The 26,180-nt window shown below is 74.9% G+C and carries 21 protein-coding genes, 1 pseudogene and 1 riboswitch; of the genes and pseudogenes, 6 read left to right on the top strand and 16 right to left on the bottom strand.

The genetic code is table 11. The annotated features are described in order from the left end of the window. Window positions 1-184: 184 nt before the first annotated feature. Complete coding sequence (locus tag AYX06_RS16480) at window positions 185-427, top strand: RNA-binding S4 domain-containing protein (RefSeq protein ID WP_062736693.1); 243 nt, start codon at window positions 185-187, stop codon at window positions 425-427. 10 nt (window positions 428-437) lie between these two features. Here AYX06_RS16480 and AYX06_RS16475 read toward each other — a convergent pair whose 3' ends face one another. Genes AYX06_RS16475 through AYX06_RS16465 form a run of 3 tightly spaced genes read right to left on the bottom strand, consistent with a single transcriptional unit; the run spans window position 438 to window position 3,734 of the window. Beyond that, a complete protein-coding gene (locus AYX06_RS16475) occupies window positions 438-1,109 on the bottom strand; it encodes an alpha/beta hydrolase (protein ID WP_062736692.1) in 672 nt (223 codons plus the stop codon). Window positions 1,110-1,167: 58 nt separating this feature from the next. Continuing rightward, the gene (gene metX, locus AYX06_RS16470) at window positions 1,168-2,346 is read right to left on the bottom strand and encodes a homoserine O-acetyltransferase MetX (RefSeq protein WP_062736691.1); all 1,179 of its coding nucleotides are present in this window, start codon (window positions 2,344-2,346) and stop codon (window positions 1,168-1,170) included. Beyond that, window positions 2,343-3,734 (bottom strand): bifunctional o-acetylhomoserine/o-acetylserine sulfhydrylase, encoded by a 1,392-nt coding sequence (locus AYX06_RS16465; RefSeq protein WP_232319337.1) that lies wholly within the window; start codon window positions 3,732-3,734, stop codon window positions 2,343-2,345. The genes metX and AYX06_RS16465 overlap by 4 nt, the downstream gene beginning before the upstream one ends. A gap of 78 nt (window positions 3,735-3,812) precedes the next feature. Next, window positions 3,813-3,928: riboswitch (SAM riboswitch) on the bottom strand. A gap of 141 nt (window positions 3,929-4,069) precedes the next feature. Between AYX06_RS16465 and AYX06_RS16460 the strand changes: the two genes are divergently transcribed. Continuing rightward, window positions 4,070-4,708 carry a VOC family protein gene (locus AYX06_RS16460; protein ID WP_062736690.1) on the top strand — a complete coding sequence of 213 codons (639 nt, stop codon included), beginning with the start codon at window positions 4,070-4,072 and terminating at the stop codon, window positions 4,706-4,708. Between the two features lie 52 nt (window positions 4,709-4,760). Here AYX06_RS16460 and AYX06_RS16455 read toward each other — a convergent pair whose 3' ends face one another. Next, a complete protein-coding gene (locus AYX06_RS16455) occupies window positions 4,761-5,540 on the bottom strand; it encodes a CPBP family intramembrane glutamic endopeptidase (RefSeq protein ID WP_062736689.1) in 780 nt (259 codons plus the stop codon). Between the two features lie 105 nt (window positions 5,541-5,645). Here AYX06_RS16455 and AYX06_RS16450 point away from each other — a divergent pair, with 105 nt between their 5' ends. After that, window positions 5,646-7,817 carry a S9 family peptidase gene (locus tag AYX06_RS16450; RefSeq protein WP_062736688.1) on the top strand — a complete coding sequence of 724 codons (2,172 nt, stop codon included), beginning with the start codon at window positions 5,646-5,648 and terminating at the stop codon, window positions 7,815-7,817. Window positions 7,818-7,908: 91 nt separating this feature from the next. Here AYX06_RS16450 and AYX06_RS16445 read toward each other — a convergent pair whose 3' ends face one another. From AYX06_RS16445 to gatC, 4 genes and pseudogenes are all read right to left on the bottom strand, one after another. Then, window positions 7,909-9,036, bottom strand: coding sequence for an NAD(P)/FAD-dependent oxidoreductase (locus AYX06_RS16445; protein ID WP_084271690.1), 1,128 nt, complete (start codon window positions 9,034-9,036; stop codon window positions 7,909-7,911). A gap of 85 nt (window positions 9,037-9,121) precedes the next feature. Continuing rightward, window positions 9,122-10,576 (bottom strand): annotated as a pseudogene (gatB, locus tag AYX06_RS19435) (Asp-tRNA(Asn)/Glu-tRNA(Gln) amidotransferase subunit GatB); the annotation flags it as partial. Next, window positions 10,576-12,213 carry an Asp-tRNA(Asn)/Glu-tRNA(Gln) amidotransferase subunit GatA gene (gatA, locus tag AYX06_RS16430; RefSeq protein WP_062736685.1) on the bottom strand — a complete coding sequence of 546 codons (1,638 nt, stop codon included), beginning with the start codon at window positions 12,211-12,213 and terminating at the stop codon, window positions 10,576-10,578. The gene gatA and the pseudogene gatB, both read right to left, overlap by 1 nt. 4 nt (window positions 12,214-12,217) lie before the next feature. Continuing rightward, window positions 12,218-12,514 carry an Asp-tRNA(Asn)/Glu-tRNA(Gln) amidotransferase subunit GatC gene (gene gatC / locus AYX06_RS16425; protein ID WP_047803351.1) on the bottom strand — a complete coding sequence of 99 codons (297 nt, stop codon included), beginning with the start codon at window positions 12,512-12,514 and terminating at the stop codon, window positions 12,218-12,220. A gap of 136 nt (window positions 12,515-12,650) precedes the next feature. Between gatC and AYX06_RS16420 the strand changes: the two genes are divergently transcribed. Further along, complete coding sequence (locus AYX06_RS16420; protein ID WP_062736684.1) at window positions 12,651-13,202, top strand: hypothetical protein; 552 nt, start codon at window positions 12,651-12,653, stop codon at window positions 13,200-13,202. Window positions 13,203-13,331: 129 nt separating this feature from the next. Here AYX06_RS16420 and AYX06_RS16415 read toward each other — a convergent pair whose 3' ends face one another. The 7 genes from AYX06_RS16415 to AYX06_RS16385 all read right to left on the bottom strand — a co-directional run bounded on the left by AYX06_RS16415 (window position 13,332) and on the right by AYX06_RS16385 (window position 22,337). Further along, window positions 13,332-14,045: a LysM peptidoglycan-binding domain-containing protein gene (locus AYX06_RS16415; RefSeq protein WP_062736683.1), complete on the bottom strand. Its 714-nt coding sequence runs from the start codon at window positions 14,043-14,045 to the stop codon at window positions 13,332-13,334. 459 nt (window positions 14,046-14,504) lie between these two features. Further along, window positions 14,505-15,344: an inositol monophosphatase family protein gene (locus AYX06_RS16410; protein WP_062736682.1), complete on the bottom strand. Its 840-nt coding sequence runs from the start codon at window positions 15,342-15,344 to the stop codon at window positions 14,505-14,507. 2 nt (window positions 15,345-15,346) lie between these two features. Further along, window positions 15,347-17,710, bottom strand: a complete 2,364-nt coding sequence (gene ligA, locus AYX06_RS16405; protein ID WP_084271689.1) for an NAD-dependent DNA ligase LigA — start codon at window positions 17,708-17,710, stop codon at window positions 15,347-15,349. Window positions 17,711-17,814: 104 nt separating this feature from the next. Then, the gene (locus AYX06_RS16400) at window positions 17,815-18,579 is read right to left on the bottom strand and encodes a YqjF family protein (protein WP_062736681.1); all 765 of its coding nucleotides are present in this window, start codon (window positions 18,577-18,579) and stop codon (window positions 17,815-17,817) included. Next, window positions 18,576-19,538 (bottom strand): MaoC/PaaZ C-terminal domain-containing protein, encoded by a 963-nt coding sequence (locus tag AYX06_RS16395; RefSeq protein WP_062736680.1) that lies wholly within the window; start codon window positions 19,536-19,538, stop codon window positions 18,576-18,578. The genes AYX06_RS16400 and AYX06_RS16395 overlap by 4 nt, the downstream gene beginning before the upstream one ends. 2 nt (window positions 19,539-19,540) lie before the next feature. Beyond that, window positions 19,541-20,923: a 3-oxoacyl-ACP reductase gene (locus AYX06_RS16390; protein WP_062736679.1), complete on the bottom strand. Its 1,383-nt coding sequence runs from the start codon at window positions 20,921-20,923 to the stop codon at window positions 19,541-19,543. A gap of 40 nt (window positions 20,924-20,963) precedes the next feature. After that, window positions 20,964-22,337: an acetyl-CoA C-acetyltransferase gene (locus AYX06_RS16385; RefSeq protein ID WP_084271688.1), complete on the bottom strand. Its 1,374-nt coding sequence runs from the start codon at window positions 22,335-22,337 to the stop codon at window positions 20,964-20,966. Window positions 22,338-22,406: 69 nt separating this feature from the next. On the opposite strand from AYX06_RS16385, the gene AYX06_RS16380 reads away from it, so the two are divergent. Both AYX06_RS16380 and AYX06_RS16375 read left to right on the top strand, forming a co-directional pair. Next, entirely contained in the window at window positions 22,407-23,201 is a 795-nt protein-coding gene (locus AYX06_RS16380) for a TetR/AcrR family transcriptional regulator (RefSeq protein ID WP_062736678.1), read from the top strand. A gap of 88 nt (window positions 23,202-23,289) precedes the next feature. After that, the gene (locus AYX06_RS16375) at window positions 23,290-25,626 is read left to right on the top strand and encodes an acyl-CoA dehydrogenase family protein (RefSeq protein ID WP_062736677.1); all 2,337 of its coding nucleotides are present in this window, start codon (window positions 23,290-23,292) and stop codon (window positions 25,624-25,626) included. A 29-nt stretch (window positions 25,627-25,655) separates the two neighbouring features. Here the strand turns inward: AYX06_RS16375 and AYX06_RS16370 are convergent, their stop codons facing one another. Next, window positions 25,656-26,174, bottom strand: a complete 519-nt coding sequence (locus AYX06_RS16370; RefSeq protein WP_062736676.1) for an SRPBCC family protein — start codon at window positions 26,172-26,174, stop codon at window positions 25,656-25,658. Between the last annotated feature and the right edge of the window lie 6 nt (window positions 26,175-26,180).

Raw genomic sequence — 26,180 nt, 5'->3', positions numbered from 1 at the left:
GGGTTGCGTAGCCCGGCGGGTCGGCGCCGGGGATGCGGCCGTCGCCGGCCGTCACGGTCGGGGACGCCGCGGGCGGCGTCCCCGACCCAGGGTAGCCAATCGCCGGGGCCGTCGCCGACCGGCGGAACGGGGGGCGGGGAACCGGCGCGGCCCGCCGGGCGCCGGGACCTGGGACACTGGGAGCATGACGAGCTCCCCGACGCCCCGGCACACCGACGACCTGCCCATCCGCGACGACATGATCCGGCTCGGCCAGGCGCTCAAGCTGGCCAACCTCGCCGAGGACGGCGCCCAGGCCCGCTCCCTCGTGGAGGAGGGGCAGGTGAGCGTCAACGGCGAGGTCGAGACCCGGCGCGGCCGGCAGCTGCACCCGGGCGACGTGGTCTCGACCGGGGGCGCCGCCGTCCGGATCACCGCCGGCGGCTGAGCGTCCGCGGTCAGCCCCCCAGGACCACGTGGGTGAGGTACTCCCGCACGTGGCGCAGCTCCTGGGGGCTGATCCCGTGGCCCACCCCGGTGTAGTGCACCTTCATGACGTCGGCGTGCTCGAGCATCCACTCGGCCGTGCTGTCGACGAGGTGCTGCGGGATGACGGGGTCCTGCGGGTCGCGGCCCCAGAACATCGGCAGGGGACGCTCGCGCAGCCGCTCGTCGGCGAGGGTTGGGTGCTCGCCCGGCACCACGAACCCGGACAGGCCCACCACCGCGGCGATCTCCCCGGGCAGGGTGCGCGCCAGCGAGGTGGCCATCGCCATGCCCTGCGAGAAGCCCAGCAGCGTGATGCTGGAGTGCTCCGCGGCGCGCTCGCGCAGCCAGGCGGCCACGGGCGCCACCGCCTCGGCCACGCGCTCCGTGGAGAAGCTGAGGTCGGCCGCGAGCGGGAACCACTGGAAGCCCAGCTGCACGGGCTGGGGCGCGCGCAGGGAGGCCACGCTGAACTCACCCGGCAGCTCCGGGACGAGGCCCATGAGGTCGTGCTCGTGCGAGCCGTAGCCGTGCAGCAGCACGAGCAGCGGGGTGCCGGGGCGGGCCTCGGGGTCGTTGCTCCACACGGCGTGGGGGGCGGCTGCGGTCGGGGCGGTTCCGGTCGGGGCGGGGGCGTCGGTCATGGCACCAGTGTGCCACCCGCGGCGCCGTCCGCCCGGGCCCGGGCCCACGGCCCGGGCGTCAGGGCCGGGCCAGCACGGTCTCCACGAGCAGCTTGCCCACCTGCGGCGCCTCGATGAGGAACCCGTCGTGCCCGGACGGGGACGTGAGGGTGTGCCGCCGGACGTCCCCGGGCAGGGCGGCGGCCAGGACGTCGGACTCGCGCGGCAGGTACAGGCGGTCGGAGTCGACCGCGGCCACGAGCCACTCGCACGAGGTCACCGACAGGGCCTCCTCCAGCGTGCCGCGGCCGCGGCAGACGTCGTGGGACATGAGCGTCTCGTTGACGGCGAGGTAGCTGTTCGCGTCGAAGCGGCCCGCGAGCTTGGAGGCCTGGTGGTCCAGGTAGCTCTCGACCTGGTAGCGCCCGCGCCCCCCGGGATGGGTGTCGATCACCTGCTCCTCGGCCTGCGGGGTGCGCCCGAACCGGTGGTGCAGCTCGTCGGCGGAGCGGTAGGTGATGTGGGCGATCCGCCGGGCCAGGCCCAGCCCGGTCACCGGGAAGGGCCCGTCGTAGTAGTCCCCGCCCCGGAAGTCCGGGTCCTGGCGGATCGCGAGGTTCTGCGCCTGTCCCCAGGCCAGCTGCTCGGCGCTGGACTGGGCGCACGCGGCGACCACCGCGCAGGCCCGGACCCGCTCGGGGTAGGTCACCGCCCACTCCAGGGCGCGCGCCCCGCCCATGGACCCGCCGATGACCAGGCGCCACGCGTCGATGCCCAGGGCGTCGGCCAGGGCGGCCTCCGCGTGCACGGAGTCGCGCACGGTGACCAGGGGGAAGCGGGAGCCCCAGGGCCGGCGCTCGGGGTCCACCTCGGCCGGGGCCGGGGTGGACGGCCCGGTGGAGCCGTAGCAGCCGCCCACGATGTTGGCGCACACCACGAAGTAGCGGTCCGTGTCGATGGCGGCGCCGGGGCCGACCAGGCCGTCCCACCAGCCGCCGCTCTCGGCGGCGCGCCGCTGCGCCTCCGGGGCCCCGGGCCGGGCCCGCCCGGCGGCGACGTGGGTGTCCCCGGTGAGGGCGTGCTCCACGAGCACCGCGTTGGAGCCGTCCGGGGCGAGCACGCCCCAGGTCTCGTAGGCGAGCCGGACCTCCGGCAGCCGGAAGCCGGACTCCAGCTCCAGGGTGCCGATCTCGGCGTGCCGCGGCACGCCGTCCTCGCGCACGTCCGCGCCGGCCCCGCGCAGCACCGTCACGCTCACTCCTGCCCTCCGGCCACGGCCGCGGCCGCGGCGAAGCCCTGCTCCAGGTCCGCCAGGATGTCCTTGACGTTCTCCAGCCCCACGGACAGGCGCACGAAGCCGGGCTCCACCCCCGCCGCGAGCTGCTCCTCGGGCAGCAGCTGGCTGTGCGTGGTGGACGCGGGGTGGATCACCAGGGAGCGCACGTCGCCGATGTTCGCCACGTTGGAGTGCAGCGTCAGGGCGTCCACGAACGCCGCCCCGGCCGCCCGGCCGCCCTCGAGGACGAACCCGAGGACGGACCCGGCGCCGCGGGGCGCGTACTTGCGCGCCCGGTCGTGCCAGGGCGAGGACTCCAGCCCCGCCCAGCTCACCGAGCGCACGTCCTCGCGCGCCTCCAGCCAGCGGGCCACCTCCCCGGCGTTGGCCACGTGGCGCTCCATGCGCAGCGACAGCGTCTCGATGCCCTGCTCGATGAGGAACGCGTTGAACGGGGAGATCGCCGAGCCGAGGTCGCGCAGCAGCTGCACCCGGGCCTTGAGGATGTAGGAGAGGTTGACCCCGAACGCGCCCTCCGCACCGAGGGCCTGGGCGTAGACCAGCCCGCCGTAGGACTCGTCGGGCTGGTTGAAGCCGGGGAAGCGCTCCGGGTACCGGCCGAAGTCGAAGGCGCCGGAGTCCACGATCACGCCGCCGAGCGCGGTGCCGTGCCCGCCCAGGAACTTCGTGGCGGAGTGCACCACGATGTCCGCGCCCCAGCGGAACGGCTGGACGAGGTACGGGGTCGCCACCGTGTTGTCCACGATGAGCGGGACCTCGTGCTCGTGGGCGATCCCGGAGACCGTCTCGATGTCGAGGACGTCGTTGCGCGGGTTGGGGATGGTCTCGGCGAAGAACGCCTTGGTGTTCGGGCGCACGGCCCGCCGCCAGGCCTCCGGGTCGTCCGGGTCGGTCACGAAGGTGGTCTCGATGCCGAGCTTGGGCAGCGTGAACTTGAAGAGGTTGTACGTCCCGCCGTACAGGCTCGGGCTGGCCACCACGTGGTCCCCCGCCCCGGCGAGGTTGAGCACCGCGAAGGTCGTGGCCGACTGCCCCGCGCTGAGCATCAGGGCGCCCACCCCGCCCTCCAGGGCGCTGATCCGGTTCTCCACGACCTCCGTGGTCGGGTTGCCGATGCGGGTGTAGATGGGCCCCAGCTCCGCCAGCGCGAAGCGGTCCGCGGCGGCCTGGGCGTCGGGGAAGACGAAGGACGTGCTCTGGTGGATGGGCAGGGCGCGGGAGCCGGTGACCGGATCGGGGCGCTGGCCGGCGTGGATCTGCTGGGTCTCGAACGACCAGCCGGCCGGGTGCTCCGGGCTGGGCAGCGCGGTCGCGGGGCGGTCGGTCGTGGAAGCAGTGGACTCGGACATGCCGGGAGACTCCTTGCGGGTGTCAGGGGTCCGGTGTCCGACCGTGGTGGTGCTGCCGTGCGACGGCCGGGCACCGAGGACCCGCGCTTGCTCGCTCGCCGGTTGCGAGGAGCCCGGTCTTCACCCAGGGCACCCCACCGCGGAGGAGGGTTGCCGGCCAGCTAGCTGGGGCTTGGACGCTGGCGCTCATGACCTGGACAGCATTCTCCGGATTCGAGCGACACGGCGTCAAGCCGGGGCGCGGCGAGCGCCCCGCACGCGGGCCGGACGGGCCGGGGAGCACCTCGCCGGGGACCGATTTGGAGACGAAAGTCACACGGTGCCACGATGAGCCCATGAGAGTCGACCACGTGTCCTACGCCTGCCGCCCGGAGGGCCTGGCGGCCACCACCGAGCGCATCGCCGATCAGCTGGGGATCGAGCCGGTCAAGGGTGGGGTGCACCCCCGTTTCGGCACCCGCAACATGATCCTTCCCCTCACGAACCACCAGTACGTCGAGGTCGTCGAGGTCCTCGAGCACCCGGCGGCGGAGAAGGCCCCGTTCGGGCGGGCCGTGCGCGCCCGCTCCGAGGCCGGCGGCGGCTGGCTGGGCTGGGTCGTCGAGGTCGACGACCTCGCGCCCTTCGAGCAGCGCCTGGGCCGGCACGCGGTGCCCGGCCACCGGGTGTTCCCCGACGGCCGGTGCCTGGAGTGGCACCAGATCGGCGTCAAGGGCCTGATCGCCGACCCCCAGTTGCCGTTCATGGTGCACTTCGACTCGGACCCGGAGATGCACCCGTCCCAGGCGCGGATCACCGACGTGGCCCTGGCGGGGATGTGCATCGCCGGGTCGCCCGACCGGGTGGCCGAGTGGCTGGGCGCGCCCGTGGAGACCGCGCTGGACGACCTGGCGGTGGAGTGGCGCTACCCGGAGGGCACGCCCGGCCTGCTCTCGGTGTCCTTCAGCACCCTCGACGGGCTCGTCACCATCTGAGGCGCCGGCCGGGGCGGGCCCGCACGGNGCGGGCCCGCACGGCGGGCCCGCCTCAGCCGAGCAGCCGGCCGACGCCCAGGAAGCCCACGGCGTCCAGCAGGAAGTGCGCGACGACGAGGGGCATGACCCGCCCGGTGCGCCGGTAGAGCTCGGCGAAGACCAGGCCCATCACCACGTTGCCGAGGAAGGGCCCGATGCCCTGGTAGAGGTGGTAGCTGCCGCGGAACAGCGCCGTGACCGCCAGCACCACCGGCCAGCGCCAGCCGATGCGGGTGAGCCGGTCGGTCAGGAACGCGACCACCACCACCTCCTCGACCAGGGCGTGGCGCAGCGCGGAGAGCAGCAGCACCGGCACCGTCCACCAGTGCTCGGCCAGCCCGGACGTCGTCACCTCCGCGGTGAGCCCCAGGGCGCGGCCGGCCGCGTAGAGGGCCAGGGTGCCCAGGCCCATGACGAGGAACAGGACGGTGCCCAGCCCGAGGTCCGGGACCGGCATCCGGGCGTCGAGCCCGATCCGCCGCCGCACCGTGCCCAGCGCGCCCGCGGACCCGGCGAGCAGGTACAGCGCCAGCAGCACCGGGACCAGGTCCAGGCCGATGCCGGTGAGCTGGCGCAGCAGGTCGAGCAGCGGCTGCGGGCTCAGCGGCGGGTTCATCGTCGTCCGCGCCTCCGAGAGCGGTCCGCGGGAGAGCTGCTCGGCCAGGGAGAGCACCGCGTAGAGCGCCGAGGCGCCCAGGGAGACCCCCAGCACCAGGACCACCTGCATCCACAGGTCGGCGCGGGTGGAGCCGAAGGCCGGCGGTCGCGGGGCGAGGTGCGCAGGGGTGCTCATGCGGCCATTCTGGCACCGCCCGGGCGGGCCGCCGGGCCCGCCCGTCGGCGCCGCGCGCCCGGTCCGGCCAGCGGCGGGCGGCGCGCCTTCCCTAGGATGGGCACCATGACAGCTCTTCCCCCGCAGATCCGCCGGCAGCCCGCCGAGCGCAGCTTCCACGGCCACCTGTTCTCCGATCCCTACGAGTGGATGCGGGCGAAGGAGTCCCCGGAGGTGCTCGCCCACCTCACCGCGGAGAACGAGTACGCGGAGGCCCGCACGGCCCACCTGGCCGGGCTGCGGGAGTCGATCTTCGGGGAGATCAAGGGCCGCACCCAGGAGACCGACCTGTCGGTGCCGAACCGGCGCGGGGACTGGTGGTACTTCTCCCGCACGGTGGAGGGCGGCGCGCACCAGGTGTTCTGCCGGGTGCCGGCCACGACCACCGGGGACGTCCTCGCGGACTGGACCCCGCCCGTCGTCGAGCCCGGGACCCCCATGGCCGGCGAGCAGGTGCTGCTCGACGCCAACGCCGAGTCCGCGAAGCACGAGTTCTACTCCCTCGGCAGCTTCGACGTCTCCGAGGACGGGGAGCTGCTGGCCTGGGCCGAGGACGTCACCGGGGACGAGCGGTTCACCCTGCGCGTGCGCGACCTCACCACCGGGGCGCTGCTCGCCGACGAGATCCCCGGGACCTTCTACGGGTCCTTCCTCACCCCCGACGCCCGCGCGGTCTACTACACCGTGGTGGACGAGTCCTGGCGGCCCCACCAGCTGCGCCGCCACGTCCTGGGCACCCCGGTGGCCGAGGACGTGGTGGTCCACGAGGAGACCGACCCGGGCCTGTGGCTGGGCGCGGGGCTGTCCGCGGACCGGCGCTGGATCGTGGTGGAGGCCATGTGCTCGGAGTTCTCCGAGCAGCTGATCCAGCCGGCGGCGGATCCGCAGGCCCCGCTGCAGGTGGTGCTGCCGCGCACCGACCGGGTCCTCTACGAGGCCGAGCCGTTCCTGCTGGACGGCCGCGAGCAGATCCTGCTGACCCACGACCACGAGGCCCCGAACTCCCGGGTCTCGCTGATGGACCCGGCCGACCTCGGCCGCCCGATCGCGGAGGTGGACCTGCGCGACGTCGTCCCGGCCTCGGACACCGTGCGGGTCAACGGCTGCGCGGTCACGGCCACCCACCTGGTGGTCTCCGTGCGGGCGGAGACCACGCTGCGGGTGCGGCTGCTCCCTCTGGCGGGCCTCGGCACGGACGCCCAGGCGGCGGCCGTGGAGCCGGCCTTCGCGGAGCAGCTCTACACCGCCGGGGTGGCCGCCGCCGAGCACGACGCCCCGGTGCTGCGGCTGTCCTACACCTCCTTCACCACGCCCCCGCGCGTCTACGACGTCTTCCCCGCCGGCGCCACCGGCGACGACGACGCCCTGCCCGCCGAGCCCGTGCTGCGCCGGGAGACCACGGTGCTCGGCGGGTACGACCCGGCCGACTACACGGTGGAGCGGGACTGGGCCGTCGCCGCGGACGGCACCCGGATCCCCGTCTCCCTGGTCCGCCGGGCGGACCTGGACCCCGCGGTGCCGGCACCGGTGGTCCAGTACGCCTACGGCTCCTACGAGCACAGCACCGACCCGGGATTCTCCGTCTCCCGGCTGTCCCTGCTGGACCGCGGCGTGGTCTGGGCGGTCGCCCACGTGCGCGGCGGCGGCGAGCTGGGCCGGTCCTGGTACGAGGAGGGCAAGAAGCTGCACAAGGTCAACACCTTCACCGACTACGTGGCGGTGACCGAGCACCTGGCGGCCCGCCCGGACCTCGACGAGCGGCGGATCCTGGTGATGGGCGGGTCCGCCGGCGGCCTGCTCGTGGGCGCGGTGCTCAACCTGGCCCCCGAGAAGTACTGCGGCGCGCTGGCGGCGGTGCCGTTCGTGGACCCGCTGACCTCCATCCTCGACCCCTCGTTGCCGCTCACGGCCCTGGAGTGGGAGGAGTGGGGCAACCCGATCGAGGACTCGCACGTCTACCGGTACATGCGCGACTACTCCCCCTACGAGAACGTCCGCCCGCTGCCCTATCCCCCGGTGCTGGCCGTGACCAGCCTCAACGACACCCGGGTGCTCTACGTGGAGCCGGCCAAGTGGGTCGCCGCGCTGCGGGAGGCCACGACCTCCGGCCAGCCCGTGCTGCTGCGCTGCGAGATGGCCGGCGGCCACGGCGGCGCGTCCGGGCGGTACTCGCAGTGGAAGGACACCGCCTGGGAGTACGCCTGGGTGCTCGACCGGATGGGGCTGGCCGGCGCCTGAGCCGACGGCGCGGGAGCCGGCTGCCCGCGCCCCCGGGCGGCACGCTCCGCGCCCCTCGGGCCCGCGGAGCGTGCCGCCCGAGGGGCCGGGGTCAGGAGGCCGGGTGCTGGCTGCGGAAGCGCACCGGGTCGAGCGCGGCGGCGGTCTCCCGGGAGCACCACGGGCCCACCGCGCCGTCCACGAGCAGGTCCGCGGCGGCGCGGGCCATGGCCGTGCTCGTCTGGAAGCCGTAGCCGGACTGGCCGGCCAGCCAGAGCAGCCCCGGCACCTCCGGGTCGAACCCGCACACCGGCACGCCGTCCGGGGACTCGGTGCGCAGCCCGGTCCAGGCCCGCTCGATCCCGGTGGCGCCCAGGGACGTCACGGCGTTGAGCCGGGCCACGAGGTCCTCGACGTCCTCGCGCACCGGCTGCGCGTCGCAGGGCTCGCTCGGCACCGCCTCGGACGGGGAGACCAGGGCCCCGTCCCCGGCCCGCCGGTAGTACCAGCCGGAGTCCGCGGCGACGACCATGGGGTGGTCCGGGGCCAGGGGCCTGGCGAGACGGACGAGGGCCGCGGTGCGCCGCAGCGGGCGCAGCCCGAGCGGGGCGGCGCCGAACCGGCCCGCCACCTCGTCCGCCCAGGCGCCCGCGGCCACGACGACGCGGCGGGCGCGGACCTGCTGCGCACCGGCCGCGGCGCGCCAGCCCTCGCCGTCGGGTGCGGCCGCCGTGACCGGGGCCGCGGTGAGGATCCGCACCCCGGCCGCCGCCGCGCGCGCCCGGTGCCAGGCCACGAGGGCGCCGGCGTCGGTGCGCACCGAGGTGTCGTCGAGCAGCCCGCCCGCCACCTCCTCCGGCGGGGAGCAGGCCAGTTCGGGGCACAGCTCCACCAGGGCCGGGCGGGAGAGCTCCTGCAGACCCGGGGCGGCCTCCGCGCGCAGCCCGGCCGCGGTGCCCACGAGCACCATGCTGCTGGGCCAGGCCAAGGGCCGGGGCGGGGCGGGGCGCGGTTCCAGCAGCCCGGCCACGGTGGCGGCGGTGAGCTCCCGCACCGGTGCGGGACCGTAGCTGGGGATGAGCTGCTCGGCCGAGCGCCCGGAGGTGTGGTGGGCCAGGGCCGGCTCGGCCTCGGCGAGCACGATCCCGGTGCCGCTGCCCCGCCGGTCGGCCAGGGCGGAGGCCAGGGAGAGTCCGGCGATGCCGCCGCCGATGATGAGCACGTCCTGCACGGGGTCCATCCGCCCATGCTCGCACGCCGCCCGGTGACCGTGCTCCTCCCCGCGGAGCCGGCCGAGGGGCGACTCCGGGCGGAAAGGCCGAGGGGCCGCGGGTGGCCTTCATGACCGGGCCGATGAGCGCGCCCACGGCCTGCACCTTGCCGGCCCGGACCTTCGCGACGACGTCGGGCATCTGCGCCATGGCGTCGTCGATCGCCGCGGTGAGGACGCTGTCGTCGGAGACGACCGCCAGACCGCGCTGCTCGACGACCTCGGCCGGGGAGCCCTCCCCCTCCAGGACGTGGGCGAGGACCTTCTTGGCCAGCTTGTCGTTGATCTTGCCGGCGCCGATGAGCCCGTCGAGCTCGACGACGTGCTGCGGGGTGACGCCCAGCTCCGCGATCTCGACCTCCCGCTGCTTGGCCAGGCGGGCGATCTCGCCCATCCACCACTTGCGGGCCGCGGCCGGGGCCGCCCCGGCCGCGACGGTCTGCTCGATCTCGTCGAGGACCCCCGCGTTGACGACGTCGCGGAACTCCTCGTCCGAGAACCCCCAGGCGGCCTTCAGCCGCTTGCGGCGCTCGGCCGGGGGCTCGGGCAGCTCCGCCCGCAGCCGCTCGATCCACGCCTCGTCCGTCACGACCGGCACGAGGTCCGGCTCGGGGAAGTAGCGGTAGTCGTCGGCGTCGGACTTCGGCCGCCCGCTGGTGGTGGAGCGGGTGTCCTCGTGCCAGTGGCGGGTCTCCTGCACGATCGTCCCGCCGGCGTCGAGGACGGCGGCGTGCCGCTGGATCTCGAAGCGCACGGCGCGCTCGACCGCGCGCAGGGAGTTCACGTTCTTCGTCTCGGAGCGGGTGCCGAATGTGGACGCGCCCTTGGGCATGAGGGACACGTTGGCGTCGCACCGGACGTTGCCGCGCTCCATCCGGGCGTCCGAGATGCCGAGGTTCTTGACGATCTCGCGGATGACGGTCACGTAGGCGCGCGCCAGCTCGGGGGCCCGGGAACCGGCGCCCACGATCGGCTTGGTCACGATCTCGATCAGCGGCACCCCGGCGCGGTTGTAGTCCACCAGGGAGAAGTCGGCGCCCTGGATGCGGCCGGCGGCCCCGCCCATGTGGGTGAGCTTGCCGGCGTCCTCCTCCATGTGGGCGCGCTCGATCTCGACGGTGAACACCGTCCCGTCCTCCAGCTCCACGTCGACGGAGCCGTTCTCGGCGATCGGCTCGTCGTACTGGGAGGTCTGGAAGTTCTTCGGGGTGTCCGGGTAGAAGTAGTTCTTCCGGGCGAAGTGGGACACCGGGCGGATCTCGCAGCCCAGGGCCAGGCCGAGCTTGATCGCCGACTCCACGGCCACCCGGTTGACCACCGGCAGCACCCCGGGCAGGCCTAGGGAGACGGGGGTGACGTTGGTGTTCGGCTCGTCGCCGAAGACGTTGGGGGCGGCGTCGAACATCTTGGTCCGCGTGTTCAGCTCCACGTGGACCTCGAAGCCGAGGACGGGGTCGTACTTCTCCATGGCCTCGTCGAAGGACAGGACCTCTTCGGTGGTCTGGGTCATCAGCGGGCTCCTCCCCGGACGGGTGCGGACAGGGTGGACTCGGCGGCCAGGTCCCGGACCAGCGCGGCGGTGTCCGGCAGGTCCTTCCACAGGGGCCCGCCCCAGCGGTCGGCGAGCAGGGCCTCCAGGCCGGCGCCGGCGCGGTAGAGCCGGGCGTCCTCCCGGGCCGGGGCCATGAACTGGATGCCCACGGGCAGCCCGTCCTCGGGGGCGAGACCGCCGGGAACGGAGATCGCGGGCACGCCGGCCAGGTTGGTGGGGATGGTCGCGATGTCGTTGAGGTACATCTGCATGGGGTCCGCGGACTCGTCCACGGCGCCGCGCTCGAAGGCCGTGGTCGGCGCCGTCGGGGAGACGAGCACGTCCACCTGCTCGAAGGCGGCGGCGAAGTCGCGCTGCACCAGGGTGCGGACCTTCTGCGCCGAGCCGTAGTAGGCGTCGTAGTAGCCGGCGGACAGGGCGTAGGTGCCCAGGATGATGCGCCGCTTGACCTCCGCGCCGAAGCCGGCCGCCCGGGTGGCGCCCATCACCCGCTCGATGGTCAGCGGCCCGTCCTCGGGCAGCACGCGGTGGCCGAAGCGCACGCCGTCGTACTTGGCGAGGTTCGAGGAGACCTCCGAGGACATGATCAGGTAGTAGGCCCCCAGGGCGTAGCGGAAGTTCGGGGTGGAGACCTCCACGATCTCGGCGCCGGCCGAGCGCAGCAGCTCCACGGCCTCGCCGAAGCGCTGCTGGACCCCGGGCTGGAAGCCCTCGCCCGTGAGCTCCCGGACCACGCCCACGCGCAGGCCCTTCAGCCCGCCCTCGGCGGCGCCGGCCCGGGCCTGGGCGGCGAGGGGCCCGACCGGGCCCGGCAGCGAGGTGGAGTCCTGCGGGTCGTGCCCGCCCACCACCTCGTGCAGCAGCGCGGCGTCGAGCACCGTGCGGGCGACCGGGCCCACCTGGTCCAGGGAGGAGGCCATGGCGATCACGCCGTAGCGGGAGACCCCGCCGTAGGTCGGCTTCACGCCCACCGAGCCGGTCAGGGCCGCCGGCTGGCGGATGGACCCGCCGGTGTCGGTGCCCAGGGCCAGGGGCGCCTGGAAGGCGGTGACGGCCGCGGCGGAACCGCCGCCGGAGCCCCCGGGGATCCGGGCGAGGTCCCACGGGTTGCGGGTGTCGCCGAACGCGGAGTGCTCGTTGGAGGAGCCCATCGCGAACTCGTCCAGGTTCGTCTTGCCGAGCACGGGCATCCGCGCCGCGCGCAGCCGGCGGGTCACGGTGGCGTCGTAGGGGCTCATCCAGCCCTCGAGCATCCGGGAGGCCGCGGTGGTGGGCTGGCCCTTGGTGACGATGAGGTCCTTGACCGCGATCGGCACGCCGGCCAGCTCGGGCAGCTCCTCGCCGCGGGCGCGGGCGGCGTCCACCTCGGCGGCCACGGACAGGGCCTCCTCGGTGTTCACGTGCAGGAAAGCGTTGAGCCCGCTCTTGCCGCGGCTGCGGTCGGCGGGGTCGACGGGGGCGCCGTCGGTGTCCCGGATGCGGTCCAGGTGCGCCTGGACGGCCTCCACGGAGCTGACCTCGCCGGCGGCGAGCTGCTGGGCGAGCTCGGCGGCCGAGAGGCCGGCGACGCCCTGGGGGGTACCGGTGGTCGTCATGCGGCTACTCCTCGTCCAGGATCGCGGGCACCTTGAACTTGCCCTCGGCGGCGTCGGGGGCGTTGCTGAGCGACTCCTCGGCGGTGAGGGTCTCGCCCACGACGTCCTCCCGGAAGACGTTCTGCAGCGGGATCGGGTGGCTCGTGGCGGGGACGTCCGGGCCGGCGGCCTCGCTGACGGACGCGACCGAGTCGACGACGAGGTCCAGCTCCGTGGCCATGGACCGCAGCTCCTCCTCGGTCATCTCGATGTGCGCGAGCTTCGCCAGGTGGGCGACCTGCTCGCGGGTGATCGCAGACATGCGCACTCCTCCTTGTGGTCGGGGTGGTTTCCGGTCCAGTCTAGCCGCGCGGGCCCCACCGCCCGCGCGGACGGAGGCGCCGGTGCGGGGGCATACCCTGGAGGCACGCCCACCCACCACACAGGAGCACCCGGACATGGCCAAGAGCACCCCCGCCCGCACGAAGAAGGCCCGTGGCGCCAAGAAGGACCGCCCCGCCGGCGCCCGGCCCGGGAGGACCACGCGCTCGGCCTCGGCCACGGACGCCGCCAACGCCTGGCGCCAGCGGGTCAGCAAGGACGCCGCCGAGACGATCGACACGGTCATGGCGCACGTGCAGGCCGTGGCCGAGCAGCAGCTGGGGCAGCACGGGGCCTTTCCGGCCTTCCTGGTGACCGCCCGCAAGGACGGCGAGTACGAGCTCGACGCCCTGCCGCCGGAGCAGGTGGCGGAGCTCTCCCCCGAGGCGGCGCTGCAGGCGCTGCGGGACAAGGCCGAGCAGCTGCGGGACGAGATCCTCTGCGCCGGCGTGGCGTTCCCGGTGACCCTGCCGGACCGCTCGGGCCAGACCGCGGTGGCCGTGGAGGTCCAGCACCGCGAGGGCGAGTCCCTGCGCATCATCCAGCCGTACCGCGTGAAGGGGGCCGAGCGCTCGGTGAGCTTCGGGGACGTGGCGGCGGAGCCCGCCGAGCCCTGGCTGTGGCTCTGAGCGCCTCGGGCCGCGCCCGGCCGGTCGCGACCGGCCGCCCACGCGACGAAGGGCCCCTCCGCACGCGGAGGGGCCCTTCGTCTCGTGCTGCTGCGCGGCGAGGCCGCGCGGTGCCGGTCCCGGGAGGGATCAGGCGGGGATGTTCAGCACCTGACCGGGGAAGATCAGGTTCGGGTCGGCGATGCTGCCGGCGTTGGCGGCGGCCAGCGCCTCCCAGCCACCGTCGATGCCCAGCTTCTGGGCGATGATCGAGAGGGTGTCACCGGCGGCCACGGTGTAGGACTCGCCGGCCACGGAGGCCGGGGCCACGGCGGCGGCCGGGGCGACGTACTCGACCGCGGGGGCGGGAGCCGGGGCCGGCGCGGGGGCGGCCTCGACCGGGGCGGGAGCCGGAGCGGCGACCGGGGCCGGGGCGGCCTCGACCGGGGCCGGGGCCTCGACGGACTGGGGGGCCACGGTGGTGGCGGAGCCCATCGGGTTGGCGGAGGGGGCGGCGCTGCCGCTCAGGCCCAGCTTGGCCGAGCAGGCGGGCCATGCGCCCCAGCCCTGGCCGTCGAGCACGTTCTCGGCCACGGCGATCTGCTGCTCACGGGAGGCGTCCTGCGGGGCGCCGGTGCCGCCGAAGGCGGCCCAGGTCGACGGGGTGAACTGCAGGCCACCGGAGAAGCCGTTGCCCGTGGCGGTGTTCCAGTTGCCACCGGACTCGCACTCGGCGAGGGCGTCCCAGGTCGAGGCCGGGGCGGCGTTGGCCGGGAGGGCCATGGCGCCCACGGCGGTCCCGCCGAGGATCAGGGCGGCGGCACCGCGACGGACGTTGCGACGAACAGCGTTGGCGTTGGTCATGATGCTCCCTTGGGCCACCTGCGCTCGTTTCCGTCCCCGGATGTCTTCGCGCCGTCGTCTACCCGTCAAAGGTGTGGTCGGGTAAGTGCTTACAGGTGGCTGCCCTTCAGACGACGTGCGGTGTTACGGCAGCACCTAGCATGAGTTGGTGGCGTGCTCGAGGCAGACTCGGGGCACACCGGATCCCCGGAGGAGATCCTCGGGGAAGCTGTTTATCACGGTAGCGTAACGATTTCCGTTGCGCTACCCCCCTGACCCTCGACGTGAGGTATAACACCGTCCGTCGGCGCGGGGGTGTCGGGCCGTGATGGAACCCGACGGTTCGGAGCCGTGCTCCGGAAGCGGAGGGCATGCCCTCGGGAAGAATGCTTCGAATGTCACGCTATGGCAACGGTTTTGTCTCGGTCAAGTCACGAGAGGCATCTCACACCCGGCCCCCGGAGGCCGGGTCGGCCTGTCTCAGCCGGGAATGCCGCGCTCACGTGCGGTGATCCAGGCCGCGAGACGGTCCGCGGCCGGCACCGGGCCGTCGGCCGGGGAGGGCAGCACCGGGCGCCGGACGAGCGCTCCGGCCTCCTCGGCGATGAGCGCGCCGGCGGCCCAGTCGTGCTCGTGCAGGCCCTGCTCCCCGTAGCCGTCCAGCGTGCCGTCGGCCACCATGCACAGGTCCAGCGCCGCGGAACCCAGACGCCGCATGTCCGTGTACTGCCGCATTGTGCTCAAGAAAGTATGGAACTGGCGTTCGCGCTGGGCGGCGTCGTAGGAGAAGCCGGTCCCGTAGATGCGCCCCGGCCGGCCGGGTTCGGGCCCGCTGAGACGGCGCGTGGTGCCGTCCGTCTCCAGCCACGCCCCGGCGCCCCGCACCGCGAAGTAGGTCCGGCGCAGGGCCGGCGCATTGACCACGCCCACGAGCCAGTTGCCCTCGGCGTCGGCGGCGGCCACGGACGTGCAGTAGTACACGATGCCGCGGATGAAGTTCGTCGTGCCGTCGAGCGGGTCCACCGACCAGCGGATCCCGGAGGGCTGATCGGGCCGGTGCGTGCCCGACTCCTCGCCGGTCACCGTGTCGTGCGGGCGACGGCCCAGCAGGGTGCGCAGCACCGCCTGCTCGGCCGCGACGTCGAAGCGGGTGACCCAGTCCCCCGCCCCCGACTTGCCGGTGACCTCGAGCCGTGCGGCGTCCCGGCCCCGGAGGACCTCGGCGCCGGCCTCGGCGGCCGCCAGGGCCAGCTCGAGCAGCTCCTCCAGTTCCCCGCCGGTGGGGCCGAGCCCGTCCAGTGCGTCGTCGTGGCGTCCCATGCTCAGGCCCCGTCCTCGTCGTCGGCGATGTCCGCCGGGCTGTCGTGTGCCGTGCTCTCGTGCGCCGTGCTCTCGTGCGCCGTGCTCTCGTCCGCCGCGCCCGGGCCGGGCGCGGTCTCGCCGGCGTCCCCGTCCGCGTCCTCGTCCGCGCCGCCGGGGGCCACGGCGTCCGGCCCGCCGGCGAGGAGGCGCTCGAAGCCCTCCTCGTCCAGCACCGGCACGCCCAGCTGCTCGGCCTTGTCCAGCTTGGTGCCCGCGTTCTCCCCGGCCACCACGAAGTCGGTCTTCTTCGACACCGACCCGGAGGCCTTGCCGCCGCGCACCAGGACCGCCTCCTTCGCCGAGTCCCGGCTGAAGCGCTCCAGGGTGCCGGTGATGACCACCGTGGTGCCCTCGAGGGTGCGGGGCACCGACTCGTCGACCTCGTCCACCATGCGCACGCCGGCGGCCGCCCACTGCTCCACGATCTCGCACCGCCACGGCTCGGCGAACCACTCCTTGACGGACGCGGCGATGACCGGCCCCACCCCGTCGGTGTGGGCGAGGGTCTCCTCGTCGGCGTCGCGGATGGCCTGCATCGAGCCGAACGCGGTGGCCAGGGAGCGGGCCGCCGTGGGGCCCACGTGCCGGACGGACAGCGCCACGAGCACCCGCCACAGCGGCTGGGACTTCGCCTTCTCGAGCTCCTCGAAGAGCTTGCGGGTGGTGGCGGTGGGCTCGGACGGCTTCTTGGCGGTGCCCTTGGACCAGAAGTACGGCACCAGCTCCGTCTCGCCCGTGGCGGTGCCGCGGGACTTCTTCTCCCGCCGGATCCGGACGTCGCGCAGGTCCTCGGGCGTGAGGTCGAACAGGTGGGCCTCGCTGGTCAGCGGCGGGGTCTCCGGCTCGTCGGGCCGGGTCAGCGCCAGGGCGGACTCGTAGCCGAGGGCCTCGATGTCGAAGGCGCCGCGCCCGGCGGCGTGGAAGACCCGCTCGCGCAGCTGGGCCGGGCAGCTGCGGGCGTTGGGGCAGCGGATGTCGACGTCGCCCTCCTTGGCCGGGCGCAGCTCCGTGCCGCAGGACGGGCAGTGGCTGGGCATCACGAACTCGCGCTCGCTGCCGTCGCGCAGGGCGACCACGGGGCCCACGATCTCGGGGATCACGTCGCCGGCCTTGCGCAGCACCACGGTGTCGCCGATGAGCACGCCCTTGGCCTTCACCACGTCCTGGTTGTGCAGGGTGGCCATCTCCACCGTGGACCCGGCGACCCGCACCGGCTCCATGAGCCCGAAGGGGGTGACCCGGCCGGTGCGGCCCACGTTGACCAGGATGTCCTTGAGCTTCGTGTGCACCTCCTCGGGCGGGTACTTGTAGGCCACGGACCAGCGCGGCACCCGGGAGGTGTGCCCGAGCCGGAACTGGGTGCGGCGGTCGTCGACCTTGACCACGATGCCGTCGATCTCGTGGAGGAGGTCGTGGCGGCGGCGGCCGTACTCCTCGATGAACGCGAGGACGTCCTCCGTGGACGGCAGCACCTTGGAGTAGGGGCTGACCGGCAGCCCCCACCGCTCGAGCAGCGCGTAGACCTCGGACTGGGTGTCGGCGCGCAGGCCGGTGGCGGCGCCCACGCCGTGCACGTACATGGACAGCCGGCGCCGGGCGGTGACCTCGGGGTCCTTCTGCCGCAGGGAGCCCGCCGCCGCGTTGCGGGGGTTGGCGAAGGGGGCGCGGCCCTCGGCCACGATCGCCTCGTTGAGGGAGCGGAAGTCGCGGGAGGAGATGAAGACCTCGCCGCGGATCTCGACCTCCTCGGGGACGTCGTCCCCGGCGAGGATGGTGGGGATCGTGGCGATGGTGCGCACGTTGTGCGTGACGTCCTCCCCGGTCGTGCCGTCGCCGCGGGTCGCGGCCCGCACCAGCTCGCCGTCGCGGTAGAGCAGGTTCACGGCCAGCCCGTCGATCTTCAGCTCCGTCAGCCACGCGGGCTCCGGGGCGTCCGGCAGCGCCTCGATCGCGGCGGAGGTCTTGGCCATCCAGGCCGTGAGCTCGTCGATGGAGAAGACGTCCTCCAGGGAGTACATCCGGGCGAGGTGGGTCACGGGCGTGAACGCCGCGGAGACCTCACCGCCGACCTCCTGGGTGGGCGAGTCGTTGGCCACCAGCTCGGGGTTCAGCGCCTCGACCTCCTCGAGCCGCCGGTAGAGCTCGTCGTACTCGGCGTCCGAGATCGTCGGGGCGTCCTCCACGTAGTACGCGGTGCGCGCGGCGCGCACCCGGTCCACGAGCTCCGCGTACTGCTCCTTGAGGTCCTCGCTCGGCGGGGCCGGGTTGAGGTCCTGGCCGGTGGCGTCGACGGGGCGGGCGTCTGTCCTCTGCTGTGGGCTCACCCGACCATTGTGGCCCACGGGCCGGACAGGCCCGGCGCGGCGCGGCGGTGCCGGTGCGCCACGGGAGTGCCGGCCCGGCGGCGCCGGCCCGGCGCGAGGCCGGGTCAGCGCGGGTCGTCCAGGCGCAGCGGGAGCCCGAAGCCGGTGCGCACGCCCGGGGAGCACAGGACGCTGTCCGGGGGGCGGGCGGCGAGCTGCCCGAGACCCGTGGCCCGCACCAGGTCGTCCTCCAGCGCCAGGAGCCCGCCCCGGTGCAGCGGCCACGGCCCGTGCGTGTTGGGCACCCACAGGGGGCGGCCCCACCACGGGGTGTGCAGGCCGAAGCGGGCGGTGAGGAACACCTCGAGCGGGCCGGGGCGCTCGATCCGCTCCCCCACGGCCACCCGCAGTCGGCTCGCCGGCCGGGGGCGCCCGGGCAGGCCGCGGCGCCGGCTGCGGTACTCCAGCACGGTGCGGCCGGCGCCGTCCCGCTCCCGGGCGCAGCGCATCCGGGCCCAGCGGTAGGGCACCCGCAGCAGAGCCCGGGCACCCAGCACGACCGCCGCGCGTTCGGCCTCGAGGGTGAGGAACACCACGCCGCGGCGGCCCTGCTCGTCCACGGAGTAGGTGCGGACGTTGAGCTCGAGGAAGCTGCCCAGCCACGGGACGCCGCCGCGGCCGAGCAGCCCCGCCCCCTCCATCCGGAACGGGATCAGGCCCACCCAGGTGGAGCCGTCGTACAGGTCCGGCCGGACCCCGCGCGGCAGCAGCGGGGCCACCAGGGCCGGATCGGTGCGCCAGTGCACGAAGCAGGCGTCCCGCCACTGCTGCTCCGAGACCCGGGGCGTGGGCAGGGGCGGGCCCTGGGGACTCAGTGGGCGGGCCGTCACGGTCCGAGCCGCTCGACCGCCCCCGTGAAGTGCGGGCGGCCGCGGCGGGGGTCCCAGCCGGCGTAGTCCGAGCGCCGCCACTGCGGGCCGCGCCCGGCGTCGCCGACCGCGACCGCCACCGTGCCCGGGAGCAGGACCGGGGCGGCGAACTCGACCGTCCAGCGGAAGCCCGTCCCGGCCGGCACCCCGACCTCGGCCAGCGCGCGGGAGGCGCAGTACATCCCGTGCGCGATCGCCCCCTTCATCCCCAGCGCCCGCGCGGAGGGCCCGGAGAGGTGGATGGGGTTCCAGTCCCCGCTCACGGCCGCGTAGTCCCGTCCCGTCCGGGCCGGCAGCCGCCAGCGCCCGGTCGGCGCCGGGGGCACGAACTCCCGGCGCGGCCCGTCCTCGACCGGCCCCGGCACCCGCGCCCCCTTGGCGAGGTAGGTGGAGCGGCCCGTCCAGACGAGCTCGCCGTCCTCCCGGGCCAGCCGGACGACGAGGTCGACCTGCGCCCCGGCCCGGTGCGGGCGCAGCCGCTCGGCGTGCGCCGTGACCGTGAGGTCCTCCCCCACCGTGACGGCACCGCGGTGCTCCACCTCGTTGGCCAGGTGCACCATGCCCAGCACCGGCAGCGGGAAGTCGCCGCGGGTGAGCACGCTCATCGCCACGGGGAACGCCAGGGCGTGCAGGTAGCCGGAGAAGGCCTCCGTCCCGCGGGCCCCCTCCCGCAGGGGCGCCCCGACCGTGCGGGAGAACGCCTCGTGCGCGGGGGCGTCGACGGCCACGCCCTCGACGACGTGCTCCACCGCGGGCAGCACCGGCTCGACCCCGCTCCGGCGCCCGGGCCGGCCCGGGAGCCGGCGGGTCAGGGTGCGGCCGGCGGCCCCGGCGGCCGCACCGGCGGCGGCGCGCGCGTAGAGCCCGCCGAGGGAGGGGACGTCGGTGAGGACCACCTGCTCGCGCGCCGCGCCGTCCATGCTCACGCCCCCACCAGGTTCTGCCCGCACACCCGCAGCGTCTGGCCGTTGACCCCGCCGGCGGCGTCCGAGGCGAGGAAGAGCACGGCCTGGGCGACGTCCTCCGGCAGCCCGCCCTGCTGCAGGGAGTTCAGCCGGCGGGCGACCTGCCGGCGGGCGGCGGGGATCCGGGCGGTCATCTCCGTCTCGATGAACCCGGGGGCCACGGCGTTGACGGTGCCGCCGCGGGCGGCGAGCAGCGGTGCCGTGGCCGCGACCATCCCGATCACCCCGGCCTTGGAGGCGGCGTAGTTGGTCTGTCCGCGGTTGCCGGCCACCCCGCTGGTGGAGGCCAGGCAGACGATCCGCGGGGCCTCCCCGAGCCCCTCGCCGGCCAGGAGCTGCTCGTTCATCCGCAGCTGGGACTCGAGGTTGACGGCCAGCACCGAGGACCAGCGGGACGCGTCCATGTTGGCCAGCAGCTTGTCCCGGGTGATCCCGGCGTTGTGCACCACCACGTCCAGCCGCCCGAAGCGCTCCCGGGCGAGCCCGAGGATCCGCTCCCCGGCGCGCGGATCCGTGACGTCGAGCTGGAGGGCCACGGCGCGCAGCTCGTTGGCCAGGGCGGCCAGGGGCTCGCCGGCGGCCGGGACGTCGACGACGACGACGCGGGCCCCGGCCTCGGTGAGCGTGCGGGCGATCTGGGCGCCGATGCCCCGCGCCGCGCCGGTGACGGCGGCCACCTTGCCCCGCAGCGGGGCCTCCCAGTCGGCCGGGAGCCGCCCGGCGTCGTCGCCGACCGTCACGAACTGTCCGGACACGAAGGCGCTGCGCCCGGAGAGCAGGAACCGCAGGGCCCCCAGCGCGCTCGGGGCCTCCGGGGCCACGCCCTCCGCGAGCAGCACGCCGTTGGCGGTCGCCCCGCCGCGCAGCTCCTGGGCCACGGAGCGCAGCAGGCCCACCACCGCCTGCCGGGCCGCGGCCACGGCCGGGGCGATCGGCTCGGCCGCCGCCGGGGTGGCCGAGGCCGCGCCCGTGCCGATCCCCGGTGCGGGCCGGGACACCGTGACCACGCGCCCGCCGGGGGCGAGGGAGCGCAGCACCGCGCCGAGTCCGAGGGCCGGCTCGGCCAGCTCCCCCGGCTCCGCGAGCTCGGTCAGAGCGAGCACGACCGCCCCGAACCGGTGGACGTCCTCGGGGTGGCGGCGCACGTCGAGGTCCCAGCCGAGCAGGGCGGCCGCGATCCGGTCGGCCTCCTCCCCGCGGCCCAGCACGAGGACGGGGCCCGGGACCAGCGGGGCGCCGGGCCGGTGCCGGCGCAGCCGGGCCGGGGCCGGCAGGCCGAGCTGCCGGGCGAGCTTCCCGCCGGGGGCGGAGCTGACGAGGTCGAGATAGGTGTCTGCCATGGGGTGGGTCCTTGCTGTGCGGGTCGGTGGAGGGAGTGAGTCAGCGGGCTTCGAGGACCGCGGTGACGCCCAGACCGCCGGCGGCGCACACCGAGATGAGCCCGCGCGCCGGGCGCCCGGTCTCGTCGGCGCGCTCGCGCAGCAGCTTGGCGAGGGTGCCCACGATGCGCCCGCCGGTCGCGGCGAAGGGGTGCCCGGCGGCCAGCGACGAGCCGGTGACGTTGAGCCGGCTGCGGTCCACGGTGCCGAAGGCGCCGGCCAGGCCGAGGCGCTCGCGGCCGAACTGCTCGTCCTCCCACGCCGCGAGGGTGGCGAGCACGGTGGCGGCGAAGGCCTCGTGGACCTCCACGAAATCGAAGTCGGCCAGGGCCAGGCCCTGGCGGGCCAGCAGCCGGGGCACGGCGTAGGCGCCGGCCATGAGCAGCCCCTCGTCCCCGTGCACGAAGTCGACCGCGGCGGCCTCGACGTCCACGATGTCGGCGAGCACGGGCAGGGAGCGCTCGGCCGCCCACTCCTCGGAGGCGAGCAGCACGGTGGAGGCGCCGTCGGTGAGCGGGGTGGAGTTGCCGGCCGTCATCGTCGCCTCGGCGTCGAGGGACTTCCCGAAGACGGGCTTGAGCCCGGCGAGCTTCTCGACCGTGCTGTCCGGGCGCAGGTTGTTGTCCCGGGACAGCCCCCGGAAGGGGGTGACGAGGTCGTCGAAGAACCCGCGGTCGTAGGCGGCGGCGAGGTGGCGGTGGCTCGCGGCGGCGAGCTCGTCCTGGGCCTCGCGGGAGATGCCCCAGCGAGCGGTGGTGAGCGCCTGGTGCTCGCCCATGGACAGGCCCGTGCGCGGCTCCCCGGTGCCGGGGGCCACCGGCTTGAGGTCGGCCGGGCGCAGTGCGGCCAGGGCCTTGAGCTTCTGCTGGGTGGTCTTCGCCCGGTTGAGCTGGAGCAGGGTCCGGCGCAGCCACTCGCTCACCACGATCGGGGCGTCCGAGGCGGAGTCCACGCCTCCGGCGACCGCGGAGTCGATCTGGCCCAGCCGGATCTTGTTGGCCAGGGTGGAGACGGCCTCCATGCCGGTGGCACAGGCCTGCTGCACGTCGAAGGCGGGGGTGCGCGGGTCCAGGACGGAGCCGAGCACGGACTCGCGCGTGAGGTTGAAGTCCTTGGGGTGCTTGAGCACGGCGCCGGCGGCCACCTCGCCGATCCGCTCCCCGGCCAGGCCGTAGCGGGCGGCCAGGCCGTCGAGGGCGGCGGTGAGCATGTCCTGGTTGCCGGCGCTGGCGTAGGCGCCGTGGGCGCGGGCGAAGGGGATGCGGTTGGCCCCGACGACGACGGCGCGCCGGGCCACGCCGGTGCGCCCGGCGCCGCTGGGGGTGGTGTGCTCGGCGGTGGGGTCGGCGGTCTGCTCGGGGGTGGACTCGGTCACAGGGAACTCCTCGGTGGTGGTGTGATGATGATCACGTCATGGACGATATTACCTGATACCCTGGGTATCGTGAAACACCTCGACACACCCGAACCGGCCCCGGAGGGTCCCGCCCCGGGGCCGGCCCCGGCCGTGGACGGCCGCTCCTCCCGCTGGGCCCGGCACCGCGCCCAGCGGCGGATCGAGCTGATCCGCACGGCCCGCAGCGCCGTGGACGAGCTCGGTGCGCAGGCCTCCATGGAGGAGATCGCGTCCGCGTGCAAGACCTCCAAGTCCGTGTACTACCGGTACTTCGGGGACAAGGCCGGGCTGCAGCGGGCCGTCGGCGAGTACACGGTGACCCGGATGCGGGACCGGCTCGAGGAGGCGGCCCGCGCGGCCGGCAGCTTCGAGGACACGGTCGAGGCGATGGTCGCGGAGTACCTGCTCAGCATCGAGCGCTCCGCCGCCGTCTACCGCTTCGTCGTCGCCCTGCCCCCCGACACCGGACGCTCCCGCCACGAGCGCCACCGCGCCGAGCGCGGCCGCGGCGACCGGGCCCGCGGCGAGCGCCCCGGCACGGAGGAGACCCCGGCCGAGGCGGCCGGGGAGCGCTACGTCATCCAGGAGTTCGTGGAGTCCGTCACCGCCCTGCTGGCGCAGGCGCACGTGCGCCACTCCCCCGCCGACCGGCGCCTGGCCGAACCGGTGCTCGGCTACTGGGCGGCGTCCACGATCGGCATGGTCCGCGGCGCCGGGGAGGCCTGGATGAGCACCCCCGCCGGGACGGGGCGCCCGTCCCGCGAGCGGATGACCGAGCTGATCGTGGGCTGGGCCGTCAACGGCCTGCGCCCGCCGGGGGCCCCCGTGCCGCCCTCCACCTGACCACCGTCCCGGGCCGGGCGGACCCCGGCCGGCCCCACCACCCCGTGACCGCACCGGCCACCGCCGGTCACCCACGACAGGAGCGAGCATGACCACCACCGTCGACCGACCCGCCGACACCGACCGCACCGATCACCCGGCACCCGCCGTGGACGTCGCCGCCCTGGGCGAGGTCCTGCTCGGGCGCTGGGCCGACATCCGGCGGCAGACCCGCCGGATGCTGCTGGACGAGCGGCTGCACCAGCAGGAGAACCTCACCTACCAGGAGCACCGCGAGCGCGTGCTGGGCCAGCTGCACCTGCTGGTCGAGCACGGCGCCATGAGCCGCGGGCTGCCGGAGGAGTACGGCGGGCACAACGACCCCGGCGGCAACGTCTCCGGCTTCGAGGAGCTTCTGCTCGGCGACCCGTCCATGCAGATCAAGGCCGGGGTGCAGTGGGGCCTGTTCGGCTCCGCCGTGCTGAACCTGGGCACCGAGGAGCACCACCGCCGGTGGCTGGCGGACATCCGCGACCTGCGGACCCCGGGGGTCTTCGCCATGACCGAGATCGGCCACGGCTCCGACGTCGCCTCGATCGGCACCACCGCGACCTACGACCCCGCCACCGAGGAGTTCGAGATCCACACGCCCTTCGCGGCCGCGTGGAAGGACTACCTCGGCAACGCCGCGGTGCACGGGCGTGCCGCCGTGGTGTTCGCGCAGCTGGTGACGCTGGGCGTCAACCACGGGGTGCACGCCTTCTACGTGGACATCCGCGACGAGGACGGCCGGTTCCTGCCGGGCGTCGGCGGCGAGGACGACGGCCACAAGGGCGGGCTCAACGGCATCGACAACGGCCGGCTGCACTTCACCCGGGTCCGGGTCCCGCGCACCCACCTGCTCGACAAGTACGGCCACGTGGCCGCCGACGGCTCCTACAGCTCGCCGATCGCGAGCCCGGGGCGCCGGTTCTTCACGATGATCGGCACCCTGGTGCAGGGCCGGGTCTCCCTCGACGGAGCCGCGGTGCTGGCCAACAAGGCCGCGCTGACCATCGCGGTGCGCTACGGCAGCGAGCGGCGGCAGTTCAACGCCTCCTCCGACGTCCAGGAGGAGGTGCTGCTGGACTACCAGCAGCACCAGCGCCGGCTGCTGCCCCGCCTCGCCGAGACCTACGCCATGAACTTCGCCCACCAGGAGCTGCTGGACAAGTACGACGCCGTGTTCTCCGGGCGGGAGGACACCGACGAGAACCGCCAGGACCTCGAGACCCTCGCCGCGGCGCTCAAGGCGCTGTCCACGTGGAGCGCCCTCGAGACCGTGCAGGAGTGCCGCGAGGCCTGCGGCGGGGCGGGCTTCCTGACGAAGAACCGCCTGACGTCCCTGCGGCACGACCTCGACATCTACGCCACGTTCGAGGGCGACAACACGGTGCTGCTCCAGCTCGTGGCCAAGCGGCTGCTCTCCGACTGGGCGGACGAGTTCAAGCAGGTGGACGTGGGGGTGATGGCCCGCTACGTGGCGGGCCGGGCCACCGAGGCCACCTTCCACCGCTCGGGCCTGCGCAAGCTGGGGCAGGCGTTCCGCGACACCGGGGACGTGCGCCGCTCTGTCAACGCCCTGCGCGAGGAGTCGGCCCAGCACGCGCTGCTGACGGACCGGGTGGAGACCATGGTCGCCGAGATCGCGGAGAACCTGCGGCCCAGCGCCAAGCTGCCCCGCGCGGAGGCCGCGGCGCTGTTCAACGAGAACCAGCACCGGATCATCGCCACGGCCCGGGCGCACGCGGAGCTGCTGCAGTGGGAGGCGTTCACCCGGGGGCTGGCCCAGGTCGAGGACCCGGGCACCCGCACGGTGCTGACCTGGCTGCGCGACGTGTTCGGGCTGCGTCTGATCGAGAAGAACCTCGCCTGGTACCTCTCCTACGGCCGGCTGTCCATGCGGCGCGGGCGCAGCCTCGACGAGTACATCGACCGCCTGCTGGCCCGGCTGCGCCCCCACGCGCTCGACCTCGTGGCGGCGTTCGAGCTCGCTCCGGAGCACCTGCGGGCCGAGATCGCCACGGGCATCGAGGCACGGCGCCAGGAGGAGGCCGCCGAGCACTACCGCCGGCTGCGCGCCTCGGGCGACGCCCCGGTCAAGGAGCGGGCCCCGCGCCGGGAGGCCGTCACCACCGGGGCCGGGGCCGCCGGCGAGAAGACGGCGGAGGAGGCCAAGGACGAGCGGCGGAAGGAGCGCCGCGCCGAGAAGCAGGCGGAGCGGCGGACCGAGCGCAAGCACGAGCGCCGGCTCGAGCTCAAGCCGCGGAAGGTCGCGGCGAAGCGGGCCGCGGGCGCCGGGCCCGCCGAGGACGAGGCGCCCCCGGTCCCGGAGGACCGGTCCCCGGCGGACGTGCCGGCGGCCGGGGGTCCTGAGTCCGCCGCCGAGGTGCCGCAGCAGGCCTGAGCCGGGCGCCCGGGTCCCGGCGACGGAGCTCAGCGGCGGGTCGCGTCGCTGCCGCTCCGCGCCGCCCCGGCGAGGAGGCCGTCGATCTGGCCCATGGCCTGGCGCATGCCCTCCTCCATGCCCATGGCGAGCATCTGCTCGAGCTGCCCGGCGCTCTCGAAGGTGGAGCGCGTGGTCATGCGGGTGCGTCCGCCGACGTCCTCGAGCGTGACGACCGCATGGGTGGCACCCAGGGCCGGGTCGGGCTCGCCGTGCTCGTCGGCGAAGCCGTCGTCGAACTCGAGCCGCCGCGGGGCGTCCACGGCGGTGACCGTCCACCAGCCGGCGGCCTTCTCCCCGTCGGGGCCGGTCATGTAGTACCGGCACCGCCCGCCCTCCCGCAGCTCGTGCTCGACGAAGGTGGCGGGCCACTCGGGCGGCCCCCACCAGCGCTCCAGCCGGCGCGGGTCCTCCCACACCTGCCAGACCTGCTCGACACTCGCGTCGAACTCGGCCACGAAGGTGAGGGCCAGCGCCTCCACGTCCTTGTGCACGTCGATGACCGGCATGTCCTG

Origin of the sequence: Kocuria turfanensis (assembly GCF_001580365.1) — a bacterium.
Classification (GTDB): domain Bacteria; phylum Actinomycetota; class Actinomycetes; order Actinomycetales; family Micrococcaceae; genus Kocuria; species Kocuria turfanensis.
This window is presented reverse-complemented; position numbering and strand designations above follow the sequence as displayed.